Here is a 13,275-nt window from a genome sequence, read left to right as displayed (position 1 = left end):
GGCGTTCACGCGTCCTGCTCGTCGGCGTTACCCGCCGATGTCAGCCGTTGCGCTTCCAGCGCGGCTTGTCCTCGCGGCGGCCGACGGAGCCGGAGCCCCGGTGGTCGTCGCGGCGGCCGAACGGGCGGTCGTGGCCGCCGGAACGGAAGCCGGGGCGGTCGCCCTGCCGGTCGCGGTTGTAGGGGCGGTCGCTGCCACGGTGGCCGCCGCGCTCGTCACGACGCTCGAACGAACGGCCGCCACGGTCACCACCGCGGTCATCACGACGGAAGCCACCACGGTCGCCACCGCGGTCGTCACGACGCTCGAACGAACGGCCGCCACGGTCACCACCGCGGTCATCACGACGGTCGCGGTCGAAGGGGCGACGGTCACGGTCGCGGTTGAACCCACCGCGGTCGTCACGGCGCTCGAACGAACGGCCGCCACGGTCGTCACGACGGTCGCGGTCGCCGTCACGGCGGAAGCCGCCACGGTCGTCACGGCGCTCGAAGGAACGGCCGCCACGCTCGCCGCCGCGCTCGTCCCGGCGGAAGCCACCACGGTCGCCACCGCGGTCGTCACGACGCTCGAACGAACGGCCGCCACGGTCACCACCGCGGTCGTCACGGCGGAAGCCGCCACGGTCGTCACGACGGTCACGGTCGAAGCCCCGGTCGCGGTTGAACCCGCCCCGCTCCTCACGCGGGGCGCGCTCCACGTCCTGCGCGGTCGGCTGCTCCGGGACGGACACCTCCGCCACCGGCGCCTGCTCGGCCTGTGCCGACGCGGCGGCCGCGACAGCGGTCTCCGGGTCCTCGCCCCGCTCCCGGGCGGCCCGCGCCACCAGGCGGTCGGCCTCCTCGCGCAGTTCGGAGGCGCGCCGCGTGGCGCGCTCCAGCTGCTTGGTGAGCTGGGAGACGTCGCGCTCGGCCTGCTGCGCGGCGTTCCCGGCGGACTCGGCCTGGACCTCGGTCATGGACCGGGCACCGGTGATGTCGGCGACCTCGGGGTCGAACGCGGCGCCGCCCTGGATGATGTGGCGCGAGGCGTCGACGCCCGCGTCCTCCATCAGGCGGAAGATCTGGCGCCGCTGGTGCGGCAGCGAGAGGGAGACGACCGTGCCGGTGCGGCCGGCACGCGCCGTACGACCGGCGCGGTGCAGGTAGTCCTTGTGGTCGCCGGCCGGGTCGACGTTGAGGACGAGGTCGATGCCGTCGACGTGGATGCCGCGCGCCGCGACGTCCGTGGCGACGAGCACGTTCACGTACCCGTCCTTGAAGTCGGCGAGGGTGCGGGTCCGCGCGCCCTGGGTCATGCCGCCGTGCAGCGCGTCCGCCTTGGCGCCGGCGTCCCGCAGCTGCTCGGCGACGCGGTCGGCGCCCAGCTGGGTGCGCACGAAGATGATCGTCCGGCCCTTGCGGGAGGCGATGGCGGCCGTGACCGGGGCCTTGTCCTTCGGCTTCACGATCAGGATGTGGTGGGACATGGTCGTCACGGCGCCCTGCGCGGCGTCGACCTCGTGGCTCACCGGCTTGTTCAGGTAGCGGTCGACGAGCGTCCGGATCTCGTTCTCCATGGTCGCGGAGAAGAGCATGCGCTGACCGTCCGACGGGACCTGGTCGAGCAGCTCCGTGACCTCGGGCAGGAAGCCCAGGTCGGACATCTGGTCCGCCTCGTCCAGCACCGCGATGCGCACGTCCTCGAGCGAGCACGCGCCGCGGTTGATGAGGTCGCGCAGTCGGCCCGGCGTGGCGACCAGGACGTCCACGCCGCGCTCCAGGGCGTAGATCTGGTTGCCCATCGAGGTGCCGCCGCAGACGACCTTCATCTTCAGGCCGAGCACGTCACCGTAGGGCTGGAGCGCGTCCGCGACCTGCATGGCCAGCTCGCGGGTCGGCGTGAGGATCACCGCGCGGGGGCGCTTCTTCTCGGTGCGGCCGCCGGCCAGGGTGGCCAGGGTCGGCAGACCGAAGGACAGCGTCTTGCCCGAGCCCGTGCGGCCGCGGCCGAGGATGTCCTTGCCGGCCAGGGCGTCCGGGATGGTCGCCGCCTGGATCGGGAACGGGACGGTGACGCCGTTCTGCGCGAGCTTGCGGACGATGCCCTCGGGCAGGCCGAGATCGGCGAACGTGGTCTCGGGGGCCGCCTCGCCGTCCTGCTCGGTCGCGGTGGTGTCGACGTTCTCGACGTCCGTGGCGTTCTCGACGGCCACGTCGTTGTCGTCGCTCACACCGTTCTCGGGCAGGACGATGTGCTCAGTACTGGAAACAGACATGCGAAATGCGAACCTTCCGGAGTTCACGGCACGCGCCCATAACTCCGTGAAGTCGCAAACGACCGCCTCGATGCGGTCCGGCCACGGCAAGGGAGAGTACGCGCCACACGGCGCGTCTTATTGGCGCCGGGCAAATGGGATCAAACGATCTACCACCATACGCACCCACACCCGTCGAGCGCAAACCGATTCCCGCCCGCCGCGTGTGAGGCTCACCACACGCCCCCCACTACATCACGGGAGCCCCCGCCCGGGGTGCCGGTTCCCGCCGGAACTCCCGGGTGGCCTGCTCGTGCGCCGAGGACGAGGGCTCGGCCGTCGTCGGCGTCGGCGACGGCGGGTCCGGCGGGCTCGTCGGCGACGGGTCCGCGGTCGTCGGGCTGGGACTACCGGCCCCACCGCTCGTCGGGGCGGGCGGCACCGGGCCGTCACCGCCCGTGCCGCCGCTGGAGGCGCCGCCGGACGGCGCGGAGCCGCCCTTGCCCCCGGAGCCGTGCCGGGACGCGGACGCGGAGGGCGAGGCGGAGGCACCGGACGCGGAGGCCTGCGGCCCGGACGGACCGCCCCTGACCGCGACACCGCCCCGGCCCCCGCCACCGCCCGCCCCCGCCACGGGCCCCGCGCCGGGGGCGGCGCCCCCGTGCCGCCCCGAGGAATGCGCCGGCAGGGGACTGCCCGCGTCGTCCCCCACGCTCACGCAGCCGGCGGCAGTGGCGGTGACGAGCACCGCGGCGGCCAGACGGACGGGTACGTACCAGGCGCGCACGGGCACCCACCTCCGATAGGCGTCTCCCCTGCGTCCGGCCCCTCCGCCGGCGGGCGAGCCCGGCGGCGGAGGACCATCCGGGAACCGGGAAGGTTCGAGGAGTCCCCCTGTCCAACTCCCCCCGGGCGCCCGAGGACACGCGCCACGCCGGGACAAGACCGCGCACCGCACGCATTCGGCCGACTGTCGGCCGAATGCGACCGCCTACGCCCGAGCGCGGCCGTCCCGGCCGACACGACCTGACCGGACGTCACCCGCGCACGCCCCGGCCCGTGCCGACCGGGCCGCCCTCACCCGTACCCGAGCTCGTGCAGTCGCGCGTCGTCGATGCCGAAGTGATGCGCGATCTCGTGCACCACGGTCACCTCGGCCTCCGCCACCACGTCGTCCCGGGTCTCGCAGATCCGCAGGGTGGGCCCCCGGTAGATGGTGATCCGGTCCGGCAGCACGCCCGCGTACCACTCCCCGCGATCCGTCAGCGGGGTCCCCTCGTACAGCCCGAGCAGGTCCGGGTCGTCCGCGGCCGGCTCGTCCTCCACGAAGACGGCCACGTTGTCCATCAACCGCGTCAGCTCGGGCGGAATCCGGTCGAGCGCCTGAGCGACCAGTTCCTCGAAGTCCTCGCGCGTCATCTCCAGCACAGGGCCATTGTCCGGCACACCGCGCCCCCGCGGGAGTCGCGACCCAGCCCGAACGGCACGCGGGCACGCGCCGGCGGCCCGACCGGGGATCCGCATACCGCCCGGGCCGCTTGGGCATACGGCACCAATGGTCCGCGTCCTCGCCGCAGCCTCGCACCGCCTCCGCACCGCGCCCCGCGCCATCGGCAGCCGCTTCGGTTCCCGCTCCCGCCCCACCACCGCCCCTGCTCCCGCCCCCGCGCTCGCACCGCGGCGGCGGCCCTGGCTCCGCGCGCTGGGCACGGCCGCCGTCGCCCTCGTCGGCGCCTGGCTCGGACTGCTGGTCGTGGGCTCCGCCCGCGTCCCGGTCGGCCCCGTGAACACCACCATGACGTTGCGGCCCTCCCTCTTCGGCGGCACGAAGATCAACGTCTCGCCCCTCGGCAGCCTCGAACTGAGCAGCCACCAGGCCCCCGTGCGCCTCGACGTGAACGTGGACCAACTCGATCCCGTACGCGCCCAGGCCCTGGTCGACCACCCCGAGCGGATCTCGGGCCTCCAGCAGGAGATAGCCCGCGACGTCGAACACGGCACCCTGGACCTCGCCGTCCGCTCCGCCGTCGCGGTCGTCACCGGAGCCACCGCCCTGGGACTCGCCGTCCACCGCCGCCCGCGCCGCGCCCTGGCGGCCGGCGGCCTCGCGTTCACCCTGCTCACGGCCTCGGGCGTGAGCGCGTACGCCACCTGGAACCCGGAGTCGGTCCTCGAACCGAAGTTCTCCGGCCTGCTCTCCTCCGCTCCCGCCGTGGTGGGCAACGCGCGCAGCATCGTCACCGAGTTCGACGTCTACCAGAAGGAGTTGGCGCGCCTGGTGACCAACGTGACGAAGCTGTACGACGTCACCTCGACCCTCCCGGCCTACGAACCCGATCCGACGACCGTCCGCGTGCTGCACGTCTCCGACATCCATCTCAACCCGGCGAGCTGGAAGATCATCGCCTCGCTGGTGGAGCAGTACAGGATCGACGCGGTGGTCGACTCGGGCGACACCATGGACCACGGCACGGCGGCCGAGAACGGCTTCCTCGACCCCGCCGCGAGCCTCGGCGCGCCGTACGTCTGGGTCCGCGGCAACCACGACTCCCGCACGACCCAGCGCTATCTGGAGCACATGAGGAACGTGCACGTCCTGGACGACGGGCGGGCGGTCACCGTGGCCGGAGTCCGCTTCGCGGGCATCGGCGACCCGCAGTTCACCCCCGACCGCTCGGTCGCGCCCGGCGGCGACCGGGCCGAGGTCCTGGCCGGGGCGCGCCTGGCCGCCGCGCTGAACGACCAGAGGGCCGCCGGGACCCCGGTGGACGTGGCCGTCGCCCATGAACCCACGGCCGCGCGGGAGACGGACGGCGACGTGCCCCTCGTCCTGGCGGGCCATCTCCACCACGAGGGCACGGAGATCATGAAGTACGGCACCCGGTTGCGGATCGAGGGATCCACGGGCGGCAGCGGACTGCGGGCCGTCGAACACGAGTACCCGGCGCCCATCGAGGCCTCGGTCCTCTACCTCGACCGCCGCACCCGCCGGCTCCAGGCGTGGGACGAGATCAGGCTCGGCGGCCTGGGCGAGACCACGGCCGAAGTGACCCGCCACCTCGCCGAGGAGAACCGGCCGGGGGCGCGTCCCTCGCCCGGGACCACGCGCCCGACGGCCGCCACCGCGGGGCCCACGGGACCCCGGGAGCCGCGGCCGACCGCCCCGGGAACGGCCCTCGCGCGGACCGCCCCGTAAACCGTTTTGGCGAACCCTCCCCGCATCCCATATGCTTCTCACGTCCCCGACGCGCTGCGAAGCGCTCAGGCGGGCCGATAGCCCTCATCGTCTAGCGGCCTAGGACGCCGCCCTTTCAAGGCGGTAGCACGGGTTCGAATCCCGTTGGGGGCACGCATCACCGTGTGCGACACTGTCGTACACACGCTTGGTCCTGTGGAGCAGTTTGGAGTGCTCGCCACCCTGTCAAGGTGGAGGCCGCGGGTTCAAATCCCGTCAGGACCGCCAAGACCTCTCAAGAGGCCTTGATGGCTGGGTAGCTCAGCTGGTACGAGCGTCCGCCTGAAAAGCGGAAGGTCACCGGTTCGACCCCGGTCCCAGCCACCGCAGCCCTGACCAGGGCATGAGCCCCTCCCCGACATCAACGGGGAGGGGCTTTTCCATGTGCGCCGCGGCGCAACTGCCGTCTTGGCATGTCCCCTTCGAAGGGGTACGTTCTCGCCGGTCGGGCAGTCATAGGCCGTAAGGGACAGGCGGGCGGGGCATCATGAGCCGGGGCGGGGCGAACGGTATGCAGGACGTCGAGCTGGAGAAGGACCGGGCGCGCTTCGGTCTGCTCGCGGTGATCGTCAGCACCCTCGCCATCGCCGGGGTCGCGATCTTCGGCGTGTGGCGGCTGGACGGCGACAAGTCCGTGATCGTGGGCGTGCTCACCGCCGCCTTCACCGCCGTCAGCGGGATGACCACCGCCTATCTGGGCATCAAGGCCGTGTCCAACACCGCGAAGTCCCTGTCCCAGGACCGGGCCGCGCACGCCCACCCGGCGCCCGGGCACCCCGCGCCGCCCCCGGTTCCGCAGCAGCCGGGCGGCCACTGACCTCCCGGGGCGCGACACGCTGGAGCCGCGCGGCCGGCGGGCCCGGCAGCCGGCCCGTTCCCGGGCGCGAGCAGGCCGGACGTCCCGCGCGGCCCGGGGCGCCGGGCGCGCCGCGCACCGCCGACGGCAAATCGTTAGCCACGGATTTCGCCGAGGTGAGATCCTGGACCGCGTATGTCTACGCATCCTGCCCCCACCCTCGGCACCCTGGCCCCCCGCCTGTCGGAGCTGTCCCTGCGCGACGCGCACCGCCTCGGCCGCCGGCTCGAAGGCGCGCGCAAGATCCGCTCGCCCGAGGCGCGGGCCGCCGTGCTCGCCGAGATCGACGCCGAGGTCTCCACGGCCGAGGGCAGGATCGCCGAACGCGGTGCCCGGCTGCCCGCGATCACGTATCCCGAACAGCTGCCGGTCAGCCAGAAGAAGGACGCGATCGCCGAGGCCATACGTGACCACCAGGTCGTGATCGTCGCCGGTGAGACCGGTTCCGGCAAGACCACGCAGATCCCCAAGATCTGCCTTGAGCTCGGACGCGGCGTCCGCGGCATGATCGGGCACACCCAGCCCCGCCGTATCGCGGCCCGCACGGTCGCCGAGCGCGTGGCCGAGGAACTGGACACGCCCCTGGGCGAGGCCGTGGGCTGGAAGGTGCGGTTCACCGACCAGGTGAACCCCGACGCCACCTTCGTCAAGCTGATGACCGACGGCATCCTGCTCGCCGAGATCCAGACGGACCGCGAGCTGCGCGCGTACGACACGATCATCATCGACGAGGCCCACGAGCGGTCCCTCAACATCGACTTCCTGCTGGGCTACCTGGCGCAGCTGCTGCCGAAGCGGCCCGACCTGAAGGTCGTGATCACCTCCGCGACCATCGACCCCGAGCGCTTCTCCCGGCACTTCGGCGACGCGCCGATCGTCGAGGTCAGCGGGCGGACGTATCCGGTGGAGGTGCGCTACCGGCCGCTCCTGGAGGAGGACTCCGAGGACGCCGACCGGGACCAGATCACCGCGATCACCGACGCCGTCGAGGAGCTGATGGGCGAGGGCCGGGGCGACATCCTGGTCTTCCTCTCCGGCGAGCGGGAGATCCGCGACACCGCGGACGCCCTGACCAGGAAGCAGTACCGGTTCACCGAGATCCTCCCGCTGTACGCGCGGCTCTCCCACGCCGAGCAGCACCGGGTGTTCCAGCCGCACTCGGGCCGGCGCATCGTGCTGGCCACGAACGTCGCGGAGACCTCGCTGACGGTTCCGGGCATCAAGTACGTGATCGACCCCGGCTTCGCCCGCATCTCGCGCTACAGCCACCGCACCAAGGTGCAGCGGCTGCCCATCGAGGCGGTCTCCCAGGCCAGCGCCAACCAGCGCAAGGGCCGGTGCGGCCGTACCTCGGACGGCATCTGCGTCCGGCTGTACAGCGAGGAGGACTTCGAGGCGCGGCCGGAGTTCACCGACGCCGAGATCCTGCGCACGAACCTCGCCTCCGTCATCCTCCAGATGACCGCCGCCGGTCTCGGCGACATCGAGAAGTTCCCCTTCATCGACCCGCCGGACCACCGCAACATCCGCGACGGCGTCCAGCTGCTGCAGGAACTGGGCGCGCTCGACCCCGCGCAGAAGGACCCGCGCAAGCGCCTCACCGACACCGGCCGCAAGCTCGCCCAGCTGCCGGTCGATCCGCGCCTGGCCCGAATGGTCCTGGAGGCGGACCGCAACGACTGCGTCCGCGAGGTCATGGTGATCGCCGCCGCGCTGTCCATCCAGGACCCGCGCGAACGCCCGGCCGACAAGCAGGCGCAGGCCGACCAGCAGCACGCCCGGTTCAAGGACGAGACCAGCGACTTCCTCGCCTACCTCAACCTGTGGCGCTATCTGCGCGAGCAGCAGAAGGAACGGGGCTCGTCCGCGTTCCGGCGCATGTGCAAGCAGGAGTACCTGAACTTCCTGCGCATCCGCGAGTGGCAGGACATCTACTCGCAGCTGCGCACGGTCGCCAAGCAGATGGGCATCCACCTCAGCGAGCAGGACGCCCCCGACGAGCGGGTCCATGTCTCGCTGCTGGCCGGCCTGCTGTCGCACATCGGCATGAAGGACGTGAAGGACGGCGCGAAGAACGAGTACCTGGGGGCACGGAACGCCAAGTTCGCGATCTTCCCGGGCTCCTCGCTCTTCAAGAAGACCCCGCGTTTCGTGATGTCGGCGGAGCTGGTCGAGACGAGCCGGCTGTGGGCGCGGGTCAACGCGAAGATCGAGCCGGAGTGGGTGGAGCCGCTCGCCGGCCATCTGCTCAAGCGCACCTACAGCGAGCCGCACTGGGAGAAGGACCAGGCGGCCGTGATGGCGTACGAGAAGGTCACGCTGTACGGCGTGCCGATCGTCGCCCAGCGGAAGGTGAACTTCGGCCGCATCGACCCCGAGGCGAGCCGGGAGCTGTTCATCCGCAACGCCCTGGTCGAAGGCGACTGGCGTACGCACCACAAGTTCTTCGCCGACAACCGCAAGCTGCTGACCGAGGTCGAGGAGCTGGAGCACCGGGCCCGGCGCCGGGACATCGTCGTCGACGACGAGACGCTCTTCGACTTCTACGAGCAGCGGATCCCCGACCACGTCGTCTCCGGCGCGCACTTCGACTCCTGGTGGAAGCGCAAGCGGCACGAGCAGCCCGACTTCCTGGACTTCGAGCGGGAGATGCTCATCCGGGAGTCGGCCCAGGCGGTCACCAAGGCGGACTACCCCGACTCCTGGCGGCAGGGGCAGCTGAAGTTCCGGGTGACGTACCAGTTCGAGCCGGGCGCGGACGCGGACGGCGTGACGGTGCACATTCCGCTCCAGGTCCTCAACCAGGTGACCGACGAGGGCTTCGACTGGCAGATCCCGGGTCTGCGCGAGGAACTGGTCACGGAGCTGATCCGCTCCCTGCCCAAGCCGATCCGCCGCCACTACGTGCCCGCGCCGAACGTCGCCAAGGCCTTCCTCCAGGAGGCGGCGCCGCACGAGGAGCCGCTCGCGGCCGCCATGACGCGCGTGCTGAGACGCAGGGTGGGCGTGCCGTTCGAGGCCGACGACTTCGACTGGGCGAAGGTGCCCGAGCACCTCAAGATCACGTTCCGGGTCGTGGACGAGCGGCGCCGCAAGCTCGACGAGGACAAGGACCTGGCGGCGCTGAGGCTGAGGCTGAAGCCGAAGGCGCGCAAGGCCCTCTCACAGGCCGCGGCGGCCACGGCCGAGCGGCAGGGCGGGGAGTCCCTGGAGCGTACGGGCCTCGCGGACTGGACCATCGGCACGCTGCCCCGCGTCTTCGAGACCCGGCGCGCCGGGCAACCGGTGAAGGCCTATCCGGCGCTGGTGGACGACGGGGACACCGTCTCCGTGCGCCTCTTCGACACCGAGGAGGAGCAGGCGGAGGCGATGTGGCAGGGCACGCGCCGCCTGATCCTGCGGAACATCCCGGTGAACCCGGCGAAGTTCGCCTCCGAGAAGCTCACCAACGCCCAGAAGCTCGCGCTGTCGGCCAACCCGCACGGTTCGATCCAGGCCCTGTTCGACGACTGCGCCATGGCGGCGGCCGACAAGTTGATCGGCGACCTCGGGGGCCCGGCGTGGGACGAGGAGTCGTACGGGAAGCTGTACGACAAGGTGCGCGCGGAGATCGTGGACGCGACCGTGCGCACCGTGGGGCAGGTGCAGCAGGTGCTGGCCGCCTGGCAGGCGTGTGAGCGCCGGCTGAAGGGCGTCCGCAGTCCGGCGCTGCTGCCCAATCTGGCGGACGTACGGGCGCAGCTGGACGCCCTGGTGAAGCCCGGCTTCGTCACGGCGACCGGGACGCGGCGCCTGCCGGACCTGATGCGCTATCTGGTCGCCGCGGACCGCCGGCTCCAGCAGATGGCGACCAACGTCCAGCGGGACACGACCCGCATGGACAAGGTGCGCGAGATGCAGGACGAGTACGCCTGGCTGCTGGAGCAGTTGCCGCGGGGACGTCCCGTGGCCGCCTCGGTACGGGACATCCGCTGGATGATCGAGGAGCTGCGCGTCAGCTACTTCGCGCACGCGTTGGGCACGGCGTACCCCGTCTCGGACAAGCGCATCGTGAAGGCGATCGACGCGGCCGCACCGTGACCTGCTGCTCACGGAGGGTGAGTTCGACCAAGGGCTCACCCTCCTGTACAGTCTCTTCTCGCAGCGCAACGCGCGGAGAGAACCGGGAGACCGGATCACCGAACAAGCGCCGCGACTCCTGGTCCTGTGGAGCAGTTTGGAGTGCTCGCCACCCTGTCAAGGTGGAGGCCGCGGGTTCAAATCCCGTCAGGACCGCATCGATCGATCGAGGCCCGCATCCGGAAACGGATGCGGGCCTCGATCGTTTTCCCGGCCGCCGGCGAGGGCCGCGTGCGATATGCCGGTCGGGCCGTCTTGACGGCGTCACATTCCACCGGTACTTCAGAATCCGGGGACCTCGACCGCCCTGGGGTTCCCGGGGGAGGTGGCGCATGGCGACATCCGTACGGCACGAGACCCGCGCGCTCCTGCGCGCCCACCTGTCCGCCGCTTCGGGGCACCGGCACCGGACGCGGCACTGCCCGGTCTGCCATCGACTGCTGCGTCTGGCGATGGAGCAGCCCGGCCCGTACGGCGACGAGGGGCCCGAGGCGGCCACCACGGAGGCCGAGGACCCCTCCAGGGCGTAGAGCGGGGCCCCTGGAGGCCGACCGGGGCGCACGGGCGCCCGCAGCGGCGGCACCGGCGCGCGACCGCCGCGCCGGGCCGCGTACCGGCGCGCCCTCCCAACACCCGCTCCCCCCGGCCGGGTTCTCTTAGCAAAGCCACCGGGGAACCAACAAGGAGCCCGTCATGTGACGGGTGTCACCCCATGAGTTTCGAGGAGCGTGGAACTTACCCCTCTCATACAAAGGGTCAATTTTATATGTGCAATTGCACTCCATGGGAGGTCGTCCCGGGCCATATCCGACACCCCTCCCCAGACTCCGACAAGGACGCCCACGGGCCCGCTTCACGGACGACGACCGGGCACAAAAAAGATCGCGCCGGACCCTGTGGGGTCCAGCGCGATCGACGACGCACCCGTGTCGTGCCACTACCGAGGTGGGGCGAGGGTTCCGTTGGGGCGGCACCCGCGTCGTATGGAGCTGTGGTACAGACGTCGCGGCAGGTTGGGGGACCTGCCGGTATGTCCGTTATGCAGTTGTTCAGGCCTCGCTGCGCTGCTGCGGGATGCCCGCCAGCAGCGCACGGACCTCGGCTTCGCGGTAGCGGCGATGCCCGCCGAGCGTACGGATCGACGTGAGCTTGCCGGCCTTCGCCCACCGCGTGACCGTCTTGGGGTCGACACGGAACATGGTGGCGACCTCAGCCGGGGTCAGCAGCGGCTCGGCATCAGGGGTGCGAGCGGTCATGAGCGGCCTCCTCGGGAGAACCGAACCTTCTCGGTTCTTTCCTCTAAATTCTGCACCTTGACCCGCGTTGCCCGAAATGGTGGACGCGGGTCGAGTCGGTTATAGGACGAACGGCTTGTCCTCGGCACTACAACTACACCATCTGTCCAGCCGCGTCGGCCAAACCGATGGAATTGCCCTCCCAGGTGTTCATCAGCGACGGAAGCCGATGGACCATGCCATAGCGGACAGTCACGCCCTTGTGACGATCAGTCACAGAGAGATCAGTGGTCACCAAACCCCCCAAAGTGTGCAATGCGGAGTTCCTGTCCATAGGTGGGCAGAGGGAGCCTCCCCCGGGCTCCTTGTCCTATTTTGGCATGAGGAGGGCGGCATGACGCAAGGTCCACGTAAGTGCGCTCCGTCACGCTTGACGGCATACGCCCGGAACGGGTACCTACGTCCCCACGTTCCCGGGCGCGGTACGTCAACCATGGGCCAATGGTTGCGACTTCACCATGTCTCGCAGGTCACAATTCGTGCACCGGTGTCGCTGGTGCACCGGAGTCACTGAATTCATCTGCGTCGTCGGACTCATCCGTGTCACAGCGGGCCCCGACCGGCTCCGTCCGGGGCCGGGCCCCGCCGGCGTTCAGTTCGCCGAGCGGCGCTCCCGCACGCTCCGCCAGCGCTCGACCAGCCGGGCGTACGCCTCCCCGGCCGCGGCCCCGTCCCCCAGCCGCAACGCCTCGACGCCCTCGGCGACGTCCGCCGCCGAGTGGTCCCCGTCCAGGTCCGCCGCCGGCAGCACATGGACGAGCCCGCCGTAGTCCAGCTCGACCAGGGACCGGGGGTGGAACTCCTCCAGCCACCGCCCCACGTCCATCAGCCCGTCCAGGAGCGGCCCCTCGTCGAGCGTGTCCCTGAGCGTGCGCAGGGCCCGCGCGGTGCGCCGCCTGGCCTGCACCATGGGCGTGCGGTAGCGCAGCATCGGGGGCACCTCGGCCGCCCCCTTCTCGTAGCGGCGCTCCCCGTCGGAGACCAGCACGAACCAGTGCAGGGGGACCTGCCAGACCGAGGTGCGGATCCACGGCCGGGCGTCCGGGTTGCGGGCCAGCCAGCGCTCGTAGTCCTGGGCTGCCTGGCGGCGCACGACGGGCGGCAGCACCGCGTCGAGGACCGGCGCGGGCAGTTCCTCGGCCAGCTCCCCGAGCGCCTGCCAGCCGCGCAGCCGGGTGCGCCACGGGCAGACGCACACCGCCCCGTCCACCTCGGCGACGAAGGCGTCACCGCTCTCGTGCACCGGCACCGGGACGGGTGGGGTGGGCAGCAGGTCGGCCAGGGAGCGGCGCAGTTCGTCCTGGTACGAGGGGCGGTCGGGGCGCCGGGCGTAGCGCTCCCAGTGGGCGCGCTCCGGCTCGGGGAAGGCGGCCAGCGGCTCGTACACGCGCAGGTAGGACGTGTACGGGACGATCACCGAGGACACCTTGGGCACGCCTGCTCCCTCCCCATCGGGTCCGACACGAAACCAGGCCGGGCGACACCCGGCCCCGGACACCGTCCGATGTCCTGGCCGGGCCGGAGTCCGGGTGGA

Annotated in this window: 9 protein-coding genes and 4 tRNA genes; 8 read left to right on the top strand and 5 right to left on the bottom strand. The window is 71.5% G+C overall.

Features of this window, described 5'->3' with window-relative positions:
• Nucleotides 1–40: 40 nt before the first annotated feature.
• The 3 genes from AB0C59_RS30655 to AB0C59_RS30645 form a co-directional block, all read right to left on the bottom strand.
• Complete coding sequence (locus AB0C59_RS30655; protein WP_363010356.1) at nucleotides 41–2,257, bottom strand: DEAD/DEAH box helicase; 2,217 nt, start codon at nucleotides 2,255–2,257, stop codon at nucleotides 41–43.
• A gap of 229 nt (nucleotides 2,258–2,486) precedes the next feature.
• The gene (locus AB0C59_RS30650; RefSeq protein ID WP_363010354.1) at nucleotides 2,487–3,023 is read right to left on the bottom strand and encodes a hypothetical protein; all 537 of its coding nucleotides are present in this window, start codon (nucleotides 3,021–3,023) and stop codon (nucleotides 2,487–2,489) included.
• Nucleotides 3,024–3,313: 290 nt separating this feature from the next.
• A complete protein-coding gene (locus tag AB0C59_RS30645; protein WP_363010352.1) occupies nucleotides 3,314–3,664 on the bottom strand; it encodes a metallopeptidase family protein in 351 nt (116 codons plus the stop codon).
• A gap of 127 nt (nucleotides 3,665–3,791) precedes the next feature.
• Between AB0C59_RS30645 and AB0C59_RS30640 the strand changes: the two genes are divergently transcribed.
• The 8 genes from AB0C59_RS30640 to AB0C59_RS30605 all read left to right on the top strand — a co-directional run bounded on the left by AB0C59_RS30640 (nucleotide 3,792) and on the right by AB0C59_RS30605 (nucleotide 10,976).
• Complete coding sequence (locus AB0C59_RS30640) at nucleotides 3,792–5,432, top strand: metallophosphoesterase (protein ID WP_363010350.1); 1,641 nt, start codon at nucleotides 3,792–3,794, stop codon at nucleotides 5,430–5,432.
• An 80-nt stretch (nucleotides 5,433–5,512) separates the two neighbouring features.
• Nucleotides 5,513–5,585, top strand: a tRNA-Glu gene (locus AB0C59_RS30635).
• A gap of 36 nt (nucleotides 5,586–5,621) precedes the next feature.
• A tRNA-Asp gene (locus tag AB0C59_RS30630) sits at nucleotides 5,622–5,699 on the top strand.
• 22 nt (nucleotides 5,700–5,721) lie between these two features.
• Nucleotides 5,722–5,795: transfer RNA gene (locus AB0C59_RS30625), tRNA-Phe, on the top strand.
• Between the two features lie 187 nt (nucleotides 5,796–5,982).
• Entirely contained in the window at nucleotides 5,983–6,288 is a 306-nt protein-coding gene (locus tag AB0C59_RS30620; RefSeq protein ID WP_363010348.1) for a hypothetical protein, read from the top strand.
• A gap of 174 nt (nucleotides 6,289–6,462) precedes the next feature.
• Nucleotides 6,463–10,407, top strand: coding sequence for an ATP-dependent RNA helicase HrpA (gene hrpA, locus AB0C59_RS30615; protein ID WP_363010346.1), 3,945 nt, complete (start codon nucleotides 6,463–6,465; stop codon nucleotides 10,405–10,407).
• A 120-nt stretch (nucleotides 10,408–10,527) separates the two neighbouring features.
• Nucleotides 10,528–10,602: transfer RNA gene (locus AB0C59_RS30610), tRNA-Asp, on the top strand.
• 176 nt (nucleotides 10,603–10,778) lie between these two features.
• The gene (locus AB0C59_RS30605; RefSeq protein ID WP_363010344.1) at nucleotides 10,779–10,976 is read left to right on the top strand and encodes a DUF6274 family protein; all 198 of its coding nucleotides are present in this window, start codon (nucleotides 10,779–10,781) and stop codon (nucleotides 10,974–10,976) included.
• Nucleotides 10,977–11,495: 519 nt separating this feature from the next.
• Here the strand turns inward: AB0C59_RS30605 and bldC are convergent.
• Both bldC and AB0C59_RS30595 read right to left on the bottom strand, forming a co-directional pair.
• Nucleotides 11,496–11,702, bottom strand: a complete 207-nt coding sequence (gene bldC, locus AB0C59_RS30600) for a developmental transcriptional regulator BldC (RefSeq protein ID WP_003949541.1) — start codon at nucleotides 11,700–11,702, stop codon at nucleotides 11,496–11,498.
• A 631-nt stretch (nucleotides 11,703–12,333) separates the two neighbouring features.
• Nucleotides 12,334–13,176 (bottom strand): hypothetical protein, encoded by an 843-nt coding sequence (locus AB0C59_RS30595; protein ID WP_363010342.1) that lies wholly within the window; start codon nucleotides 13,174–13,176, stop codon nucleotides 12,334–12,336.
• Nucleotides 13,177–13,275: the final 99 nt, after the last annotated feature.

Source organism: Streptomyces sp. NPDC048664 (assembly GCF_040650555.1).
GTDB lineage: Bacteria > Actinomycetota > Actinomycetes > Streptomycetales > Streptomycetaceae > Streptomyces.
This window is presented reverse-complemented; position numbering and strand designations above follow the sequence as displayed.

Coding starts and splice junctions, on each gene's coding strand:
- AB0C59_RS30655 (WP_363010356.1), bottom strand. CDS start 2,257: ATGTCTGTTTCCAGTACTGAGCACATCGTCCTGCCCGAGAACGGTGTG.
- AB0C59_RS30640 (WP_363010350.1), top strand. CDS start 3,792: ATGGTCCGCGTCCTCGCCGCAGCCTCGCACCGCCTCCGCACCGCGCCC.
- AB0C59_RS30620 (WP_363010348.1), top strand. CDS start 5,983: ATGCAGGACGTCGAGCTGGAGAAGGACCGGGCGCGCTTCGGTCTGCTC.
- hrpA (WP_363010346.1), top strand. CDS start 6,463: ATGTCTACGCATCCTGCCCCCACCCTCGGCACCCTGGCCCCCCGCCTG.
- AB0C59_RS30605 (WP_363010344.1), top strand. CDS start 10,779: ATGGCGACATCCGTACGGCACGAGACCCGCGCGCTCCTGCGCGCCCAC.
- bldC (WP_003949541.1), bottom strand. CDS start 11,702: ATGACCGCTCGCACCCCTGATGCCGAGCCGCTGCTGACCCCGGCTGAG.